The sequence below is a fragment of the Streptomyces sp. NPDC006476 genome, assembly GCF_040612015.1.
In the GTDB taxonomy this organism is placed as follows: Bacteria; Actinomycetota; Actinomycetes; order Streptomycetales; family Streptomycetaceae; genus Streptomyces; species Streptomyces griseorubiginosus_B.
In genome coordinates this window covers 1-18,227 of record NZ_JBEXPK010000037.1, presented here as the reverse complement: position 1 = coordinate 18,227, position 18,227 = coordinate 1, and the positions used below count along the sequence as shown (strand labels likewise).

The following is an 18,227-nucleotide window of genomic DNA, read 5'->3' as shown; positions in this document are numbered from 1 at the left end:
ACCGACTCACCCCCGCAACACCACCGCCTGCCCGGCAACAACCAGCACCACCGCCTCACACTCCGCCCCGAACCCCGCGTTCAACCGCCCCAGCTCATCCCGGTACCGCCGCCCGGACGCCGTGGCGGGCACAATCCCCGACCCCACCTCGTTGGACACGGCGACAACGGTCCGCCGAGCAGCCCGCACCGCCGACGTCAACTCCCGCACCCGCTCCCGCAGGGCACGCTCGCCCCCGTCCGCCCACACCGCGTCGTCCCACGCCCCGACGGAGTCCATCGCGTCCGTCAGCCACAGCGACAGACAGTCGATCAGCAGCGGCGCCCCCTCCTCCTTCAGCAGCGGCACCAGGTCGCACGTCTCGGCCGTACGCCACGACCCCGGCCGCCGCTCCTGGTGCGCGGCGACCCGCGAGGCCCACTCGGTGTCGCCGCTCCGCGTCCCGCCCGTCGCCACGTACAGCACGTCGGGGAAGGCCTCCAGCCGCCGCTCGGCCTCCACCGACTTCCCCGACCGGGCCCCGCCGAGCACCAGCGTCCGGCGCGGTACGTCGGGCACGTCCTCGTACACGCCGACGGTCAGCGTCGACCCGTCCGGCACGGCCCGCGCCCCCGCCGCGGCGAGCCGTCGCCGCACCTCCGCGCCGGGCGGCACGTCGTGGTCCAGATGGACGGCGACGACATCCGTGGTCGGCCCGAGCGCGCCGACCGCCCGCAGCTTCGCCAGCGCGTCCGGCCGCCCCACGACGTCGGCGAGCACCATGTCGTACGACTCCACGGAGCCGTTCGCCTCCAGCCCGGCCGGCGCGCCCCCGGGCGGGAGGTACAGCAGGCGCTGTCCGTTCGGCCCGGTCACGGCGTATCCGGTGCCGGGCGCGTCCATCGCCACGGCGCGCACCCGATGCCCCGTCAGCAGCGCCAACTCCCGTCCGTCCGGCACCCGCCCGGGCTGCGGCAGCCCCGCGGGGACCTCGACGGGCGGTCCGTCGTGCGGGTGGGACAACAGCACCTGGCGTACGCCGCCCAGGGAGTGCCCGGCTCGCGCGGCCGCGAAGGCGACGCCCGGCGTCAGGTCGAGGAGCAGCGTTCCGTCGACGAGGACGGCGGTCGCCGCGCGCGCGTCCTCGCCGAGCGCTACCGCGCAGGCGGCGCACGGGCAGTCGGGGCGGGGCAGTCCCAGGGGGGCACCGGTACCGAGCAGAGTCACTTCCACGGATGTGATTTTCGCGTGTCTGCGCAGGTGTTGCCCGTCCGACTAGTCTTCAGGGCAGGAGCCGGACCAAGATCCGGCTTCTCCTTTGCAGGTGCTCATACACGGGAGGCGTACATGGCGTCATGGACGTGGCGGTTCGAGAAGGCCGACGGGGCGGAGGTCCCGCCCGCGGTGCAGCCCGAGGAGTTCACCACGCAGGGGGACGCCGAGTCCTGGATCGGGGAGCACTGGAAGGCCCTGCTGGAGGGCGGCGCGGACCAGGTGCGGCTGTTCGAGGACTCCACGGAGATCTACGGGCCGATGAGCCTGCGCTCCGCGGAGGCGTAGGCCGTACGGACGAGAGGGGCGGCCCGCCGGCCGCCCCCGCCGTCACTGCTCGCCGAGCGTCACGTCGGTCTTCTTCTCACTTCCGTTGCGGGTGTACGTCACCGTCGTCCGCTCGCCCGGCTTGTCCTGGGCCAGCGCCTCGGTCAGAGTCGTGATCGTCGTGATGTCCGTGTCACCCAGCCGGGTGATGATGTCCCCGGCCTGGATTCCGGCCTTGTCGGCCGCCCCGCCGCTCTTCACCGACACCACGGCGACCCCGGCCGGCTGGTAGTTCTCGTCGACTACCGTGCGGCCCGTGATGCCGAGCGCGGCCCGGCCGGAGTCGGTGACCTTGCCGCTCCTGACGATCTGGTCGGCGATCGTCTTCACCATCGAGGCGGGGATCGCGAACCCGATGCCCGGCGCCGCGCTGTCCCCGAAGTTGGGGTCGACGGCCGCGAGCGTCGGGATGCCGATGACCTGGCTGTCCAGGTTGACCAGGGCGCCGCCGCTGTTGCCGGGGTTGATGGCTGCGGACGTCTGCACCATGTTGGCGATCGTCGCGCCCGTACCGCCCCCGCCGCTGCCCTCGGTGACGGTCCGTCCGGTCGCCGACACGATGCCCTGGGTCACGCTGGACGACAGACCGAGCGGCGAGCCCATCGCCAGCACGATCTGGCCCACCTGGACCTTCGAGGAGTCCGCGAACTTCGCCGCCTTCAGCCCGCTCGGCACCTTGTCCAGCTTGATGACGGCCAGGTCCTGCTGCGGGTACGAGTAGACGAGCCGGGCGGTGAGCGTGTCCTCGCTGTTGGCGGTCGTCACCTTGAAGGTCTTCTCCTCGCCGACGACATGCGCGTTGGTGACGATGTGCCCCTGGTCGTCGTACACCACCCCCGAGCCCAGGTCGTTGCTGGCCTGGATCTGCACGACGGACGGCAGTACGTCCTTGATCACCCGCTGGTAGTCACCCTGCAGATCGCTGCCGGACTTCTGCGCGAGGGCCAGCGCGGCCTGCGTGGTGGATGTCTCCGATCGGCCGGAGGAACCGGACCCGGAGCACCCGCTCACCAGTGCGAGGACGGCGAGGGGGATGAGCAGACGCAGGGCACGGATACGGGTGACGTCCATGCCCCGAGTGTCTCTTCGGGGTGAAGGCTCTGCCTGTGCTGCGCGCCCGAACGGGCTCAGCCGCGCACCCCGCACAGGTGCAGCAGCGCCGCGACCCGGCGGTACGGATCCGTCCGCCCCGCCCGCTCCTCGGCGGCCAGCAGCGTCTCCACGTCGGCCGGTGCCTCCGCGTCGTCGGCCGCCGTGTCCGTGAAGACCCGGACGCCGTACCAGGTGTGCAGGGGCGCGCCGATGCCGGCGAGGGTGTCCGTCAGGGTCTCCAGGCGGTCGGCGCGGACGTCGAGGCCGAGGCGGTTCCGGTAGGAGACGGTGTCGAACGCGGCGAGGGCGCCGGCCCAGTCGCCGTGCAGCCCGGGCCGCATGGCCAGCGCGTCGGCGTTGCGCACCAGCAGCGACAGCAGGCCGCCGTGGGCGAGCATCCGGGCGAGCCCCGCGAGCAGCGCGTCCGGGTCCTCGACGTACATGAGCACGCCATGACAGAGCACCACGTCGAAGCTGCCGGGGAGGAAGTGCACCCCGGTGTCCCGGCCGTCGCCCTCGATGATCCGCACCCGCTCCCGGATGCCCTCCGGCTCAGCGGCGAGGGCCTCCCGGGCCACCGCGACCATGGTGGAGTCCTGCTCCACGCCGGTCACCTGGTGCCCGGCCCGGGCCAGCCGCAGCGCCTGCGTGCCCTGGCCCATCCCGACGTCCAGCACCCGCAGCCGCTGCCCGACCGGGAAGCGCCCCACTATCTGCTCGTCGAGCTGCCGGGCCACCAGCTCCTGCCGTACGGCGTTGCGCAGCCCGCCCAGCTTCTCCAGCCAGGATCTGGCCGCGCTCCCGGAGAACGACGTCGTGCTCAGGGCCGCTCTCCGCGCTTGACCTGCGGCTTCGGCAGCCGGAGCCGGCGCATCTGGAGGGAGCGCATCAGGGCGTACCGGGTGGCGCCCTTGCGGTTGTGGTCCGGGAAGCGCTCGGCGAGCGCCTTGCGCAGCCGGAAGGCGCTGACGACGGCGTCGAGCACGATGAGCACGATCACGATCAGCCACAGCAGCAGCGCGATGTTCTGCAGCGCGGGCACCCGTACGACGCTCAGCACCAGGATGACCACGGCCATCGGCAGGAAGAACTCGGCCACGTTGAAGCGCGAGTCGATCCAGTCGCGGGCGAACTTGCGCACCGGGCCCTTGTCCCGGGCGGGCAGATACCGCTCGTCACCGCCGGCCAGCGCCTGGCGCTGCCGCTCCAGCGCGGAGCGGCGCTCCTCGCGCTGACGCTTGGAGGCGTCCTTGCGCGTCAGCGTCGTGTTGGCGACGCTGCGGCGCTGGGACTGGGCCTCACTGCGCTTGGGTGTGGGGCGGCCCTTGGGGGCCTGCGGGTGACGGGGCTGCGTGGAGTCGGTCAGCGACGCCTTGTCGGCGCCGGCCTTCTCTTCCTTGGCACGGCTACGGAACACAAAACCCAAGGGTACGGGGTGCCCGGGGTTGGACCCCAGCCCCGCGGGGAACGATCCGGCAACACCAGTCGTCATGTAAGGGACAGAGGGGGCGGTTTCCCCAGGGGGACACCTACTCCCTACGCCGGAGCGGGTGGGGACGCAGTCGTCCTTGGGGATGAGCGCATCCGTCCCCGAACAGTGCGTCAATGGATGCAGGGCCCGTACTGTGGGTTCTGTCGCAGAGCTGGAGCTGGAAGTCCGTCAGAAGGGGGCGCGCGAAGCCCATGAGCGGTGTCATGAAGCGTATGGGGATGATCTTCCGCGCGAAGGCGAACAAGGCCCTTGACCGGGCCGAGGACCCGCGCGAGACCCTCGATTACTCGTACCAGAAGCAGCTGGAGCTGCTGCAGAAGGTGCGTCGCGGCGTCGCCGACGTGGCGACCAGCCGCAAGCGCCTGGAGCTGCAGCTCAACCAGCTCCAGTCGCAGTCCTCCAAGCTGGAGGACCAGGGCCGCAAGGCGCTCGCGCTGGGCCGTGAGGACCTGGCCCGCGAGGCGCTCTCCCGGCGCGCGGCGCTCCAGCAGCAGGTGACCGACCTCGAGACGCAGCACGCGACGCTCCAGGGCGAGGAGGAGAAGCTCACCCTGGCGGCCCAGCGCCTGCAGGCCAAGGTGGACGCCTTCCGCACCAAGAAGGAGACGATCAAGGCCACCTACACCGCCGCCCAGGCCCAGACCCGCATCGGCGAGGCCTTCTCCGGCATCTCGGAGGAGATGGGCGACGTCGGGCTGGCGATCCAGCGCGCGGAGGACAAGACCGCGCAGCTCCAGGCCCGGGCCGGCGCCATCGACGAGCTGCTCGCCTCGGGTGCCCTGGACGACCAGTCCGGCATGCACAAGGACGAGATCCAGGCCGAGCTGGACCGGATCTCCGGCGGCTCGGACGTGGAGCTGGAACTGCAGCGCATGAAGGCGGAGCTGGCCGGCGGGTCGCCCCAGCAGGCGATCGAGGGCGGCAGCGGGCAGTCTCAGTCCCAGCAGCAGCCACAGGACACCCCGCGCTTCGACAAGCAGTAGGGGGTCACCCCTAGGAGGCCGAGATGGGCGACATGGTCGTCAGGATCATGGGAGAGGGTCAGGTGAGGCTGGCCGACAGCCACCTCGCCGAACTCAACAAGCTGGACGACGAGCTCCTGAGGGAAATGCAGAACGGCGACGGCCCCGGCTTCCGCCGCACCCTGGCGGCCCTCCTCGCCAAGGTCCGGGAACTGGGCACCCCGCTCCCGGACGACTCCCTCGAACCCTCCGAACTGATTCTCCCCTCCTCGGACGCGACCCTGGAGGAGGTCCGCGAGCTGCTGAGCGACGACGGGCTGATTCCGGGCTGATGCGGGATCCGCAGGGTCCGGGGTACCGCCGGCGCCAGTTCCCGCGCGGTGCGGCGCCCCGTACTGTGCAAGCGTGAGCGCCACCCTCGAACGCACCCGCTGCCGCCTGCGGGCCCACCCCCTCGCGCTGGACGCGGCCCTGGCGGCCGGGGTCCTCGTCTGCATGGTGGCCGCCTCCTTCGCGGACGGGCACGGCAGACACGGTGTCGCCTGGGGCATCCGCACCCCCGACCCGCTCGCCCTCGTGCTGATGACCCTCGGTGCGCTCGCCCTGGTCTTCCGCCGCCGGGCCCCGCGCACCGTCCTCGCGCTCACCGGCGCCGTCTCCCTGATCGAGTGCGTCGTCGGCGACCCCCGCGCCCCGGTCGCCATGTCCGCCGTCGTCGCCCTGTTCACCGTGGCCGCGACCACCGACCGCGCCACCACCTGGCGCCTCGGCCTGCTCACGATGACCGTCCTCACCGGCGCCTCGATGCTCTTCGGCCCGCTGCCCTGGTACGCCCAGGAGAACCTCGCGATCTTCGCCTGGACCGGCATCGGCGCGACCGCGGGCGACGCCGTACGCAGCCGCAAGGCCGCCGTCCAGGCCATCCGCGAACGCGCCGAGCGGGCGGAACGCACCCGCGAGGAGGAGGCCCGCCGCCGGGTCGCCGAGGAGCGACTGCGCATCGCCCGCGACCTGCACGACGTCGTCGCCCACCACATCGCCCTGGTCAACGTGCAGGCCGGCGTCGCGGCCCACGTCATGGACAAGCGGCCCGACCAGGCCAAGGAGGCCCTCGCCCATGTCCGCGAGGCCAGCCGCTCCGCGCTCAACGAACTCCGCGCCACCGTCGGCCTGCTGAGGCAGTCCGGGGACCCCGAGGCCCCCACCGAACCCGCCCCCGGCCTCGACCGCCTCGACGAACTCGTCGGCACCTTCCGCAGCGCGGGCCTCCATGTCGAGGTCGCCCGCGCCGACCAGGACACCACCCTGCCCGCCGCCGTCGACCTCGCCGCCTACCGCGTCATCCAGGAAGCCCTCACCAACGTCCAGAAGCACGCCGGCACCGAGGCGAAGGCCGAGGTCAGCGTCGTACGCGTCGGCCCGAACATCGAGATCACCGTCCTCGACGACGGCGCCGGCCAGGACGACGACCCCGATCACGGCGGCGGCCACGGTCTGCTCGGCATGCGGGAGCGCGTCAGCGCTCTGCGCGGCACCCTCACCACCGGCCCCCGCTACGGCGGAGGCTTCCGCGTCCATGCGATCCTGCCGGTCAAGACCCGCACGGCCACCACCGGGGGAAGCGCATGACCATCCGCGTCCTGCTCGCCGACGACCAGGCGCTGCTGCGCAGTGCCTTCCGGGTGCTCGTCGACTCCGAGCCCGACATGGAGGTCGTCGGCGAGGCGTCCGACGGCGCGGAGGCGGTGCGGCTGGCGAAGCAGGAGCGGGCCGACGTCGTGCTGATGGACATCCGGATGCCCGGCACCGACGGCCTCGCCGCCACCCGCATGATCAGCACCGACCCCTCCCTCGCCCACGTCCGCATCGTCATCCTGACCACCTTCGAGGTCGACGACTACGTGGTGCAGTCCCTGCGCGCGGGCGCCTCCGGCTTCCTCGGCAAGGGCAGCGAGCCGGAGGAACTGCTGAGCGCCATCCGGATCGCGGCCGGCGGCGAGGCACTGCTCTCCCCGGCCGCCACCAAGGGCCTGATCGCCCGCTTCCTCGCCCAGGGCGACCCCTCCGACGGCCACGACCCCGCCCGTTTCGAACGCCTCGACGCGCTCACCGTCCGCGAGCGCGAGGTCCTCGTGCAGGTCGCCGGGGGCCACTCCAACGACGAGATCGCCGAACGCCTCGAGGTCAGCCCGCTCACCGTGAAGACCCACGTCAACCGCGCCATGGCCAAGCTGGGCGCCCGCGACCGGGCCCAACTGGTGGTCATCGCCTACGAGTCGGGCCTGGTACGCCCGAGAGCGGACTGAGCGGGCTGCGCCGTCCGGCGCCCGGACCCGCGCGCACCGGCGTCGTCCCGCCCTCGGGGCTTTCTATGCTGGGCTCGAAGCTGCTCAACGGGGGAGAGGAACGGGCGGTGGCACTGCACGAGGGTGATCCCGAGGTGCTCGGGGAGTACCGCGTCGTCGACCGGCTCGGGATCGGTGGGATGGGCGTGGTGTACCGGGCGAGATCCCGGTCGGGACGCGAGGCCGCCGTCAAGGTGGTGCACGCCCAGTACGCCGCGGACCCCGTCTTCCGTGCCCGTTTCCGGCAGGAGATAGCGGCCGTCCGCAAGGTGAGCGGTGCCTTCACCGCGCCCGTCGTGGACGCCGACCCGGAGGCCGACCGGCCCTGGATGGCCACCCAGTACGTGCCCGGGCGCTCGCTCTCCGCCCACATCCGGGACGACGGCCCGCTGGCGCCCCGCGAACTCCGGCGTCTGGCGCTGGGGCTGGTCGAGGCGCTGCGTGACATCCACCGGGCCGGGGTGGTGCACCGCGACCTCAAGCCGGGCAACGTCCTGATGGCCGACGACGGCCCCCGGGTCATCGACTTCGGCATCTCGCGCGCGGCGGAGAACCAGACGCTGACCGAGACCGGCCACATGATGGGCACCCCGCCCTTCATGTCCCCGGAGCAGCTCATGGATGCCCGGTCCGTGGGGCCCGCCTCGGACATCTTCTCCCTCGGCGCCCTGCTGGCGTTCGCCGCGACCGGCCGGGGCCCCTTCGACGCCGGCAGCCCCTACATGACGGCGTACCAGGTGATGCGGGAGGAGCCGGTGCTGGACGCCGTGCCCCCGCCGTTGCGGGACGTGGTGCTGCGCTGCCTCGCCAAGGAGCAGGCCGCCCGCCCCGGCCTCGACGAACTGTCCCACTCCTTCGCCGAGGCCCTGACCGATCCCGACCCGGACGACACTCCCACGCTGCCCCACAGGCGTCCGGATCCGGCGCCGACCGCGCTGCCGTCTTCCGTCCCCGTCGTCGCGGCCCACGAGACGCCAGAGGCCCCGGACCTTCCCGAACCTCCGCGGCCGGTGAGCGCGCGGGCCAACGGCCGCCGGCTGCCGGTGATCGCCGGAGTGGCGGGCCTGCTCGTGACTGTGCTGCTGGCGTACTTCCTCGGACCGCTCAAGGGCGGCGCCTCCGGGGAGGGAGCCTCGCCGAGCCCATCCGCCACCCGCTGGTCGGCTCTTCCGGCGGACTGGCGGCCCTGGCACACCTCGGTGTTCGCGACCGCCGCCCACGGTGTGCGGCACCCACCCGCGACCGGCAGCGACACCGGCGGTTCCGGTCCGAACCCGTCCTGCGTGCTGGGCGGTGGGTCCCTCTACTGCGTGGGCAACGGCGCCCTGCCCGTCCGCGTCGACGCCGCCACCGGCCGCGCCGTCTGGAGGGCCGCGGCCCTGCCCGCCGGCACGACCGTCGACCGGTACGGCGCCCTCGCCCTCGGCGTGCGGGGTGGCGCGCTGCTCGTGCACGAGCACGTCATGAATGCGGCGGCGAACGACACGGCCTCGGCCGTCGTCGCCTACGCCACCGCCGACGGCAGACGGCTGTGGTCGCACCCGACCGAGGACCGCTACGCCGACGCGGTGGTGCTGGGGGACCTGGTCCTGACGCCCGAGGGCACGGTGGTGACCGCGCGCTCCGCCCGGAGCGGCGCCATGCGCTGGAGGACGGCGCTGCCCGCCGGACACCACTGCGCGTTCCTCGCCGACCGCGACCGCGCCTACGCGGACTGCGTCGACTACCACACGGCCTCGGGCGCCGGCCGACTGCTGCTCGCCCTCGACCCGGCCGACGGTTCGACGCGCCGGCTGCGCTCCGCACCCCCGGTCACCGCCGTCTACACCGGCGCGGCGGGGGGCCGTCTGGTGTTCACCGCCCCCGGCACGAACGACCCGACGGCGGTGGAGGCCGCCTACACCCGGATCGTGTCGGTCGATCCCGTCGGCGACACGGTCCGCACCGCCCGGCTGGCCGAGGAGCAGCGGGGGCACATCGCCCTGGTGCACGGCGTGCTCTGTTTCGCCGGCACCAACGGCCGGGTGACGGCCTTCTCCGCGCTCACCGGCGCACATCTGTGGCGGACCGCGACGACGCTTGAGCAGCCGGGCGTCCCGGTCGCGGATGCGGGTGGGAGCGTGTTCGTCGCCAGCGCCAGTGGACGGGTCGCAGCGCTGGACGCACGGGCGGGAACCCTGCTCTGGGAGTCCTATCCCCGGGCGGACCGCATCGGCTCAGTCGCCGGCCCGGCCCCGGGGCCGCTGTTCCATGAAGGTGCCCTGGTGGGGTGGAGCCCCGACGGCACGCTCTTCACCCTCGATCCCGCTCACCCCGAGCGGCGGTCCGTCTCGGGGTGAGCGTGCCCGGGACGGTTTACGGCAGCGCCAGCATGCGCTCCAGCGCCAGCTTCGCGAACGCCTCCGTCTCCTTGTCGACCTCGATCCGGTTGACCAGGTTGCCCTCGGCCAGCGACTCCAGGGCCCAGACCAGATGGGGCAGGTCGATGCGGTTCATGGTCGAGCAGAAGCAGACCGTCCGGTCGAGGAAGACGATCTCCTTGCCCTCGGGGGCGAAACGGTTCGCGAGCCGTCGTACGAGATTGAGCTCGGTGCCGATGGCCCACTTGGAGCCCGCCGGGGCCGCCTCCAGGGCCTTGATGATGTACTCCGTCGAACCGACGTAGTCCGCCGCCGCGACGACCTCGTGCCGGCACTCGGGGTGGACCAGGACGTTCACGCCCGGGATGCGCTCGCGCACGTCGTTCACCGAGTCCAGCGAGAACCGGCCGTGCACCGAGCAGTGGCCGCGCCACAGAATCATCTTCGCGGCGCGCAGCTCGTCGGCGGTCAGCCCGCCGTTCGGCTTGTGCGGGTTGTAGACGACGCAGTCCTGAAGGGACATGCCCATGTCCCGCACGGCCGTGTTGCGGCCCAGGTGCTGGTCGGGCAGGAACAGCACCTTCTCACCCTGCTGGAAGGCCCACTCCAGCGCCTTCCGCGCGTTCGAGGACGTGCAGATCGTGCCGCCGTGCTTCCCGGTGAACGCCTTGATGTCCGCGGAGGAGTTCATGTACGACACCGGCACGACCTGCTCGGCCACGCCGGCCTCGGTCAGCACGTCCCAGCACTCGGCGACCTGCTCGGCCGTCGCCATGTCGGCCATCGAGCAGCCGGCGGCGAGGTCGGGCAGGACCACCTTCTGGTCGTCCGACGTCAGGATGTCCGCGGACTCCGCCATGAAGTGCACACCGCAGAACACGATGTACTCCGCCTCCGGGCGCGCGGCCGCGTCCCGGGCCAGCTTGAAGGAGTCGCCCGTGACGTCCGCGAACTGGATGACCTCGTCGCGCTGGTAGTGGTGGCCGAGCACGAACACCTTGTCGCCGAGCTTCTCCTTGGCCGCGCGGGCGCGCTCGACCAGGTCGGGGTCGGACGGCGAGGGCAGGTCACCGGGACACTCGACACCGCGCTCGCTCTTCGGGTCGGCCTCCCGGCCGAGGAGCAGCAGGGCGAGAGGAGTCGGCTGTACGTCGAGCTCCGGGGTCTGGGCGGTGGTCACGACACACACCCTTTCTACTTTTCGTCGATCTGACGTTATCTATCATAACCCGGTTCACGTCACTTTGACGATGGTCATAGCGTCGATGTGACGTGAATCCCGAAGGGTCGTTTTCCGCTCGCCATCCCGTGTGCGAGCATGAAGAGGACGCCGAAAGACAGGCGCCGGCCCGGAATGAATCCGCGGCCTTGCCGGTTGGAACAGTCGGCAAGCAGTCTCCGTACAACCCGGGAGAGATGTAGATGTCCGTATCGGACGAGACCAGCACCGTCACCGACGGCATCATCCTGTCCGACGCCGCCGCGGCGAAGGTCAAGGCCCTGCTCGACCAGGAAGGCCGTGACGACCTGGCCCTGCGCGTCGCCGTCCAGCCCGGTGGCTGCTCCGGCCTGCGCTACCAGCTCTTCTTCGACGAGCGTTCGCTCGACGGAGACGTGGTGAAGGACTTCGGCGGCGTCAAGGTCGTCACCGACCGGATGAGCGCCCCGTACCTGGGCGGCGCGTCCATCGACTTCGTGGACACGATCGAGAAGCAGGGCTTCACGATCGACAACCCGAACGCGACGGGCTCCTGCGCCTGTGGTGACTCCTTCAGCTAAGCCCTTCACGAGCTGCTGAACAACTGAACAAGCCGAAGGCGGCGGCCCCCTCCGACAGGGCCGCCGCCTTCGTGCCTTCCGGCGGCCGACGGCTAGCGCACCCCGGCCGACGTCCGCGGCAACCGCGCTCCCGGCTTCACCTGCGGGATCTCCTTGCCGTCCGAGCCCACGACCTTGCGGTCGCCGAGCGGCTCGTCCAGGTGCACGATCCGCGTCATCTCCTTGGCGATCATGATGCAGACCTTGTCCTTCCACGGCGTCTCGGTCACCGTGACGGTCACCTCGTCCGAGCTCTCCGTCGCCTTCGCGTCGTAGTCGCCGCAGACACCGCCCGTGAAGCTCACGGTCAGCGTCGTGCCGGTGGCCAGATAGCTGTCGACCTTGACGTCCCGGGTGTCGGGCGCCTCGGTGCCCGACGGGGTGGGCTGCGCGGAGGGGGAGTCGGAGACCAGGTACTTCGGGTCGATCGCCGGGTACGTCACCGTGAACGTGTTCTGCGCGCCCGCCGCCCGCACCTGGAACAGCCAGGACGGCACCAGCGCCGGCCGGCCGCCCACGGTGTGCGAGGCCAGCCCGAGCACCGCGTGCTCGACCGTGGCCGCGTTCTGCGCCGGCGAAGCCGTCGCGGCCGACGTCGACTGCCCGCACGGCGCCTCGAGGCGGTCCTTCAGCGGTACGGGGCTGGCGCAGCCGCCGATGCCCATGCGGTGGTCGGTGCGCGGTGCCGCGTTGAGCAGGTCCAGCGTCCTGCGCGCGCCCAGCACGGGGTACGTGTCCCCCTTGACCGGTGTGCTCAGCTGACCGCTGCCGCCGACCACCTCGCCCTGCGCGCCGATGGTCAGCCCCGTGGTCCGGCCGTACGTCGGCAGTCCGCCCACCACCGGGTCGGCGTTGACCACCCGCTGGGCGCCCATGACCTGGCTCGCGTCCACCTTCGCGTCGTCCTGACCCACCGCCTTCAGCACGGGCGCCGCGGCCTTCTCCGCGGCCGCCACGCCGATCGTGTCGACGGCCGGGTTCGCGGGGTCCTTGGAGGTGCACACGGTGACGCTCTGACAGGCGTCCGCCCCGGCCGCGTACCGGTGGAAGGTCCAGGTGCCGGGCGTCTGCCGGTTCACCACGAGGCTCGGCCCGGACCCGTCCTTGTCCGGCCCCACCTGCCAGGCCTGCCCCTGGGCCACGGGCGTCCCCTGCAGCCCCAGCGCCTTCGCCAGCCGGGCCACCTGGTCCTTGGTGACGTCACCCGTCACGCGATACACGGGCGCCGAGTCCGGCCCGTCGGGCAGCGAGCCGTCCGCCCGGTACGTCACGCCGTACGGATTGGGCTCCCCGGGCGCGATCCCGTTCGTACCGCCCGAGCCGTAGCCGTCGAGAGCGAGCGGCGGGGGAGTGTCGTCCCCGGACGCCCCGGCCCCCGTACGACCGCCGGAGCCGTCGGACGCGGAGGCCGCGAGGTAGGCCCCGCCACCACCGACGAGGAACACGGCGGCGGCCACGGAGGCGATGAGAACGGGGGAGCGACGGCGGGACGTCCGGGGGGCGTCGCCGGCCTCGTGCGGTCCGGGGACTTCGGCGGGGGGCGCGGCCCGGTGACGCTCGGAGCCGCCGCCCGAGCCGGAAGCCGCGCCGAGCGGGGCGGTTTCGCTGGGGAGCTCGTCCGAGGCGTCTTCGGGCGTTGGGGATCCAGCGGCGGTGGCCTCGGCGCCTGCGGGGGCCGGGTCCGCGCCGGGTTCACAGCGAGCGGCGGACTCGGCGGACACGGCGGTTCCGGCGCCGCTGGTCTCCTGGGAGCGGGGGGTGTCGGCCTGTTCCGGGCCCTCCGAACCCTTGCCCGCCGCCACCTCCTCGCCACCGGAGCCCACGCCGACCCGGCGCTCGGGGCCGTCGGGGCTCTCAGCTGCCGTGGTGCCTTCGGTGTCCGCGCCCGGGCCGACCCGGCGCTCGGGGGCGTCAGGCTGCTCACCCGCCGTGGTGCCTTGGGCGTCCGGGCTCTCACCTGCCGTGGTGCCTTCGGCGTCCATGCCCTCGTCCGCCCGGCTCTCCGGGGCGTCCGGGTTCTCACCTGCCGGGGTCCCCGCGGCGTCCGAGTCCGGGGCGGTCTCGTCGGTCCCGGTGCCCGGTGTCTTCGCGGTCTCCCGCTCGTCGTCAGGAGCGGTCCCGTCGGGGTGTGCACCGCCGGGAGGAGCGGCGTGCAGGGCGCCGCGCTCCTCCCCGTCGCCCCGCTCTGCGGCGGAGCCGGCGGTGTCGTTGTCGGGTCGCTCGGTGTTCACCGCATCGCTCCTTCGGCTGTGCACTGTCCCTGTGACCCTGACCCGGCCCTGTCAAAAAGGTCGGCCGGAGGGTCGTATCGCGCATCCCCTCGACGGGGGACGGCGATGGGACGCACCGGGGGAGCGCACGGTTCCCTGAAACGCGCCGATCCGGACTACGGACGCCGATTCGGCCGCCGTGGCACGCTCAGTCGCCGTAGTCCGACATCGCGTCCAGCAGCCGGGCGGACTTCGACGGCACCGTCACGCCGTGGATCAGGGACGGGGAGACGGGCCGGGGGGCGATCCGGTCGGGCACGGCCCAGTGGGGAGCCATCCGCGCGCAGTCGCCCTGAAGCGACGCGAGGTCGCCTTCCAGGTCGACCGGGACCGTGGAGTGGACCTTGAGGTTCGTCATAACGGAACCGTATGCACGCCCAAGGCTGTGAAGAAAGATCTACTATCGGGTAGTTTTGGCGCCTTCAGCGCTCCGGTACGACCCGGTAGCGTGAACCGTCAACCCAGTTTCTCCCTACAGGAGAGTCCACCCCGTGCGCATCGCAGTCACCGGCTCCATCGCCACCGACCACCTCATGACCTTCCCCGGCCGCTTCGCCGACCAGCTCGTCGCGGACCAGTTGCACACGGTCTCGCTCTCCTTCCTGGTCGACAACCTCGACGTACGCCGGGGCGGCGTCGGCGCGAACATCGCCTTCGGCATGGGCCAGCTCGGCACGAAGCCCATCCTCGTCGGCGCGGCCGGCTTCGACTTCGACGAGTACCGCGCCTGGCTCGACCGGCACGGCGTCGACACCGACTCGGTCCGGATCTCCGAGACCCTGCACACCGCGCGCTTCGTGTGCACCACGGACTCCGACCACAACCAGATCGGCTCCTTCTACACGGGCGCGATGAGCGAGGCCCGGCAGATCGAGCTGAAGACGGTCGCCGACCGGGTGGGCGGGCTGGAGCTCGTCCTGATCGGCGCCGACGACCCCGAGGCGATGCTCCGGCACACCGAGGAGTGCCGCTCCCGCTCGATTCCCTTCGCCGCCGACTTCTCCCAGCAGATCGCCCGGATGAACGGCGACGAGATCCGGATACTGCTGGAGGGCGCGACCTACCTGTTCTCCAACGAGTACGAGAAGGGGCTCATCGAGTCCAAGACCGGCTGGAGCGACGGGGAGATCCTCGCCAAGGTCGGCCACCGGGTCACCACGCTGGGCTCGCGCGGCGTCCGTATCGAGCGGGTCGGCGAGAACCCGATCGAGGTCGGCTGCCCCGAGGAGGAGCGCAAGGCGGACCCGACGGGCGTGGGCGACGCCTTCCGCGCCGGCTTCCTGTCCGGCCTCGCCTGGGGTGTCTCCCTGGAGCGCGCGGCCCAGGTCGGCTGCATGCTGGCGACCCTCGTCATCGAGACGGTCGGCACCCAGGAGTACCAGCTGCGCCGCGCCCACTTCATGGACCGCTTCACCAAGGCGTACGGCGACGAGGCCGCCGCCGAGGTCCAGAAGCACCTGGTGTAGCGGCCGGCAGCGGCGCTAGGAGACCCGGCGGACCAGATAGGCCGAGCCCCGGTCCGCCGGCTCCTCACCCACGTACTCCTGCCCCCGCATCGCACACCACGCCGGGATGTCCAGGCGGGCCGCCTCGTCGTCGGCGAGCACCCGGACCGTGCCGCCCACCGGCACGTCCCCGATGACCTTGGCCAGTTCGATGACGGGCAGCGGGCACAGCTTGCCCAGGGCGTCCACGACGAGGGCGCCCTCCTCGCGCACGGTCGTCGGCACCGGAGCGCCCAGCTTCTCCCGCACCCCGCTCACCGCCCCCGGCAGAACCTCCAGGAAACGCTCGACGTCGGCCTCGGTCGTCCCCGCCGGCAACGAGACCCGCACATTCCCCTCACTCAGCACCCCCATCGCCTTCAGCACATGGCTGGGCGTCAGCGTGCTGCTCGTACAGGACGACCCGGAGGAAACAGAGAAACCGGCGCGGTCCAGCTCGTGCAGCAAAGTCTCCCCGTCGACATAGAGACACGAGAAGGTGACGATCCCGGGCAGCCGCCGCTCCGGATCGCCCACGACCTCCACGTCCGGCACCAGCTCCGGCACCCGCGCCCGGATCCGCGCCGTCAGCTCCCGCAGCCGTACCGCCTCTTGCTCCGCCTCGGCCCGCACGGCCCGCAGCGAGGCGGCCGCCGCCACGATCGCCGGGATGTTCTCGAACCCGGCGGCCCGCCCCGACTCGCGCTCGTCCGCGGGCCCTTGCACGGCGAACCGCACCCCCTTCCGCACGACGAGCAGCCCGACCCCCGCGGGCCCGCCCCACTTGTGCGCACTGGCCGTGAGCAGCGACCAGTCACCGCCCACCGCCCCCCACCCCAACGACTGCGCGGCGTCCACGAGCAACGGCACCCCCGCCACCCGGCACACCTCGGCCACCTCCGCCACGGCCTGCACGGTCCCCACCTCATGATTGGCCGACTGCAGACAGGCCAGCGCGGTGTCCTCCCGGAGCGCGGCGGCGTACTCCGCCGGATCCACCGCCCCCGTCCGGTCCACCGTCACCTGGCTGACCGTCCCCCCGCCGCCCTCGTGCACGTCAGCGGCATGCAGCACCGAGGAATGTTCGACAGCAGACACGATCAGGTGACCCCCAACCCGCCGCCGCCCGGCCAACGCGCCCGCCATCCCGGTGTGTACGGCCTGTGTTCCGGAGGGCGTGAACACCAGTTCGTCAACCCGGCACCCCACAGCTTCGGCAGCGGCCTCCCGCGCCGCATCCAGCAGCATCCGGGCCTTCCGGCCCTCTTTGTAAAGCCGGGCAGGATCGGCCCACCCGTCATCCAACGAGGCCAACAGCGCCTGACGAGCGACGGGATGGAGTGGAGCGGAGGACGCGGCGTCGAAATAGGACATACGCAAACGCTATGACGCCCTTCGCGGCAGCGGACCCAAGGGGCGCTGGGCTGTGACATCAGCGGCTCCGCCGCGGGGCGCGACCAGCCACAAACAACCTGCAGCCGCCAAACAAGCGAACCCACCCGCTCACTAGGCCCCCCTCCCCGCGAACCCTCGGAGAGCGTCGGCTAGGGTTTGGTCCGCATAAACATCCAAACCCCTGCCCGACGCAGGGCGGCGACCGACCAGATGAGAAGGCAGGCCGCAGCCGATCCGCGCGGGCGAGACTCTCGGGAAGGCGCTACGTGAGTCCCAACGGCTCCGACCGCTCGCCGCGGCGCCCGATGCGGCGGAAGCTGCTGCAGGCAATGACCGCGGGCCTGGTCCTGGCGACCGCCACCGGTTGCACATACAAGGACTTCCCCCGCCTTGGTATGCCCACCCCGACCACGGAAGAGGCTCCGCGGATCCTCTCCCTGTGGCAGGGCTCCTGGGCTGCCGCGCTCGCCGTCGGCGTGCTGGTGTGGGGTCTGATCATCTGGAGTGCGATCTTCCACCGGCGCAGCCGCACCAAGGTCGAGGTTCCTCCGCAGACCCGGTACAACATGCCCATCGAGGCGCTGTACACCGTGGTCCCGCTCATCATCGTCTCCGTGCTGTTCTACTTCACGGCACGTGACGAGTCGAAGCTCCTCAGCCTCACGGACAAGAAGCCCGAAGTGACGGTCAACGTCGTGGGCTACCAGTGGAGCTGGGGCTTCAACTACATCGCTCCGGTTCCCGGGGTGACGGGCGATGCGAAGACCGACCCGAACCTGGCGAACATCCCGGACAGGTTCAAGAACGCGTTCCCGGCCAACGCCGGCGGTGTCTACGACGTCGGCACGCCCGCCACGCGGAACCCGCAGACCGGCAACCCGGGTCCGACCCTGTGGCTGCCCAAGGGCAAGACGGTCCGCTTCGTCCTCACCTCGCGTGACGTCATCCACTCCTTCTGGGTGGTGCCGTTCCTGATGAAGATGGACGTCATCCCGGGCCACACCAACGCCTTCCAGGTGACCCCCAACAAGGAGGGCACCTTCCTGGGCAAGTGCGCCGAGCTGTGCGGCGTCGACCACTCCCGGATGCTGTTCAACGTGAAGGTCGTCTCCCCGGAGCGCTACGAGCAGCACCTCAAGGACCTCGCCAAGAAGGGGCAGACCGGTTACGTTCCCGCCGGCATCGCGCAGACGAGCCACGAGAAGAACCGGGAGACGAACAACCTGTGAGCATCCTCAACGAACCCCAGGGTGCCGCGGCAGCTGAGGGACATTACTCAGACGAGCTGCCGGTCCGGCGCAAGCAGCCCGGCAACGTCGTGATCAAGTGGCTCACCACCACTGACCACAAGACGATCGGGACGCTCTACCTCGTCACGTCGTTCGCGTTCTTCCTGATCGGCGGCGTGATGGCGCTGCTGATGCGCGCCGA

At 71.8% G+C, this 18,227-nt stretch carries 17 protein-coding genes and 1 pseudogene; 10 read left to right on the top strand and 8 right to left on the bottom strand.

The genetic code is table 11. The annotated features are described in order from the left end of the window. Nucleotides 1–6 precede the first annotated feature (6 nt). Nucleotides 7–1,212, bottom strand: a complete 1,206-nt coding sequence (locus ABZZ74_RS33550; RefSeq protein WP_356771425.1) for a bifunctional adenosylcobinamide kinase/adenosylcobinamide-phosphate guanylyltransferase — start codon at nt 1,210–1,212, stop codon at nt 7–9. 114 nt (nt 1,213–1,326) lie between these two features. Between ABZZ74_RS33550 and ABZZ74_RS33545 the strand changes: the two genes are divergently transcribed. Continuing rightward, a complete protein-coding gene (locus ABZZ74_RS33545) occupies nt 1,327–1,539 on the top strand; it encodes a hypothetical protein (protein ID WP_133042923.1) in 213 nt (70 codons plus the stop codon). Between the two features lie 42 nt (nt 1,540–1,581). Here the strand turns inward: ABZZ74_RS33545 and ABZZ74_RS33540 are convergent, their stop codons facing one another. The 3 genes from ABZZ74_RS33540 to ABZZ74_RS33530 form a co-directional block, all read right to left on the bottom strand. Continuing rightward, complete coding sequence (locus tag ABZZ74_RS33540) at nt 1,582–2,649, bottom strand: trypsin-like peptidase domain-containing protein (RefSeq protein WP_356771423.1); 1,068 nt, start codon at nt 2,647–2,649, stop codon at nt 1,582–1,584. 56 nt (nt 2,650–2,705) lie between these two features. Then, nucleotides 2,706–3,407, bottom strand: coding sequence for a methyltransferase domain-containing protein (locus ABZZ74_RS33535; protein ID WP_356771421.1), 702 nt, complete (start codon nt 3,405–3,407; stop codon nt 2,706–2,708). A gap of 83 nt (nt 3,408–3,490) precedes the next feature. Further along, complete coding sequence (locus tag ABZZ74_RS33530; RefSeq protein WP_356771419.1) at nt 3,491–4,162, bottom strand: DUF3043 domain-containing protein; 672 nt, start codon at nt 4,160–4,162, stop codon at nt 3,491–3,493. A 203-nt stretch (nt 4,163–4,365) separates the two neighbouring features. On the opposite strand from ABZZ74_RS33530, the gene ABZZ74_RS33525 reads away from it, so the two are divergent. The 5 genes from ABZZ74_RS33525 (at nt 4,366) to ABZZ74_RS33505 (ending at nt 9,808) form a co-directional block, all read left to right on the top strand. After that, the gene (locus ABZZ74_RS33525) at nt 4,366–5,145 is read left to right on the top strand and encodes a PspA/IM30 family protein (protein WP_356771417.1); all 780 of its coding nucleotides are present in this window, start codon (nt 4,366–4,368) and stop codon (nt 5,143–5,145) included. A 32-nt stretch (nt 5,146–5,177) separates the two neighbouring features. Continuing rightward, nucleotides 5,178–5,456 (top strand): hypothetical protein, encoded by a 279-nt coding sequence (locus ABZZ74_RS33520; RefSeq protein WP_356771544.1) that lies wholly within the window; start codon nt 5,178–5,180, stop codon nt 5,454–5,456. A 73-nt stretch (nt 5,457–5,529) separates the two neighbouring features. Further along, nucleotides 5,530–6,753, top strand: a complete 1,224-nt coding sequence (locus ABZZ74_RS33515) for a histidine kinase (protein WP_356771415.1) — start codon at nt 5,530–5,532, stop codon at nt 6,751–6,753. Further along, nucleotides 6,750–7,430, top strand: a complete 681-nt coding sequence (locus ABZZ74_RS33510) for a response regulator transcription factor (protein ID WP_356771413.1) — start codon at nt 6,750–6,752, stop codon at nt 7,428–7,430. Before ABZZ74_RS33515 ends, ABZZ74_RS33510 begins: the two co-directional genes overlap by 4 nt. A 107-nt stretch (nt 7,431–7,537) precedes the next feature. Further along, nucleotides 7,538–9,808 carry a protein kinase gene (locus ABZZ74_RS33505; RefSeq protein ID WP_356771411.1) on the top strand — a complete coding sequence of 757 codons (2,271 nt, stop codon included), beginning with the start codon at nt 7,538–7,540 and terminating at the stop codon, nt 9,806–9,808. A gap of 16 nt (nt 9,809–9,824) precedes the next feature. Here the strand turns inward: ABZZ74_RS33505 and nadA are convergent, their stop codons facing one another. Next, complete coding sequence (gene nadA / locus ABZZ74_RS33500) at nt 9,825–11,009, bottom strand: quinolinate synthase NadA (protein WP_356771409.1); 1,185 nt, start codon at nt 11,007–11,009, stop codon at nt 9,825–9,827. A 242-nt stretch (nt 11,010–11,251) separates the two neighbouring features. Here nadA and ABZZ74_RS33495 point away from each other — a divergent pair, with 242 nt between their 5' ends. Then, a complete protein-coding gene (locus tag ABZZ74_RS33495; protein ID WP_030582488.1) occupies nt 11,252–11,608 on the top strand; it encodes an iron-sulfur cluster assembly accessory protein in 357 nt (118 codons plus the stop codon). 92 nt (nt 11,609–11,700) lie between these two features. Here the strand turns inward: ABZZ74_RS33495 and ABZZ74_RS33490 are convergent, their stop codons facing one another. Together ABZZ74_RS33490 and ABZZ74_RS33485 are read right to left on the bottom strand one after the other, a co-directional pair. Next, nucleotides 11,701–13,470, bottom strand: a complete 1,770-nt coding sequence (locus ABZZ74_RS33490; RefSeq protein ID WP_356771542.1) for a hypothetical protein — start codon at nt 13,468–13,470, stop codon at nt 11,701–11,703. 595 nt (nt 13,471–14,065) lie between these two features. After that, nucleotides 14,066–14,275 carry a hypothetical protein gene (locus tag ABZZ74_RS33485; protein ID WP_356771407.1) on the bottom strand — a complete coding sequence of 70 codons (210 nt, stop codon included), beginning with the start codon at nt 14,273–14,275 and terminating at the stop codon, nt 14,066–14,068. 133 nt (nt 14,276–14,408) lie between these two features. Between ABZZ74_RS33485 and ABZZ74_RS33480 the strand changes: the two genes are divergently transcribed. Continuing rightward, entirely contained in the window at nt 14,409–15,383 is a 975-nt protein-coding gene (locus tag ABZZ74_RS33480) for a carbohydrate kinase family protein (protein WP_356771405.1), read from the top strand. Between the two features lie 15 nt (nt 15,384–15,398). Here the strand turns inward: ABZZ74_RS33480 and ABZZ74_RS33475 are convergent, their stop codons facing one another. Continuing rightward, entirely contained in the window at nt 15,399–16,775 is a 1,377-nt protein-coding gene (locus ABZZ74_RS33475) for an aminotransferase class V-fold PLP-dependent enzyme (protein ID WP_356771403.1), read from the bottom strand. 287 nt (nt 16,776–17,062) lie between these two features. Here ABZZ74_RS33475 and coxB point away from each other — a divergent pair, with 287 nt between their 5' ends. Together coxB and ABZZ74_RS33465 are read left to right on the top strand one after the other, a co-directional pair. Beyond that, complete coding sequence (gene coxB, locus ABZZ74_RS33470; protein ID WP_356771401.1) at nt 17,063–18,025, top strand: cytochrome c oxidase subunit II; 963 nt, start codon at nt 17,063–17,065, stop codon at nt 18,023–18,025. Further along, nucleotides 18,022–18,227: pseudogene (locus tag ABZZ74_RS33465) on the top strand (cytochrome ubiquinol oxidase subunit I); the annotation flags it as partial. The gene coxB and the pseudogene ABZZ74_RS33465, both read left to right, overlap by 4 nt.

Excerpts from the sequence above, each read along its gene's own strand:
- ABZZ74_RS33485 (WP_356771407.1), bottom strand. The coding sequence starts at position 14,275 with ATGACGAACCTCAAGGTCCACTCCACGGTCCCGGTCGACCTGGAAGGC.
- ABZZ74_RS33540 (WP_356771423.1), bottom strand. The coding sequence starts at position 2,649 with ATGGACGTCACCCGTATCCGTGCCCTGCGTCTGCTCATCCCCCTCGCC.
- ABZZ74_RS33475 (WP_356771403.1), bottom strand. The coding sequence starts at position 16,775 with ATGTCCTATTTCGACGCCGCGTCCTCCGCTCCACTCCATCCCGTCGCT.
- ABZZ74_RS33495 (WP_030582488.1), top strand. The coding sequence starts at position 11,252 with ATGTCCGTATCGGACGAGACCAGCACCGTCACCGACGGCATCATCCTG.
- ABZZ74_RS33545 (WP_133042923.1), top strand. The coding sequence starts at position 1,327 with ATGGCGTCATGGACGTGGCGGTTCGAGAAGGCCGACGGGGCGGAGGTC.
- ABZZ74_RS33530 (WP_356771419.1), bottom strand. The coding sequence starts at position 4,162 with ATGACGACTGGTGTTGCCGGATCGTTCCCCGCGGGGCTGGGGTCCAAC.
- ABZZ74_RS33520 (WP_356771544.1), top strand. The coding sequence starts at position 5,178 with ATGGTCGTCAGGATCATGGGAGAGGGTCAGGTGAGGCTGGCCGACAGC.
- ABZZ74_RS33525 (WP_356771417.1), top strand. The coding sequence starts at position 4,366 with ATGAAGCGTATGGGGATGATCTTCCGCGCGAAGGCGAACAAGGCCCTT.
- ABZZ74_RS33510 (WP_356771413.1), top strand. The coding sequence starts at position 6,750 with ATGACCATCCGCGTCCTGCTCGCCGACGACCAGGCGCTGCTGCGCAGT.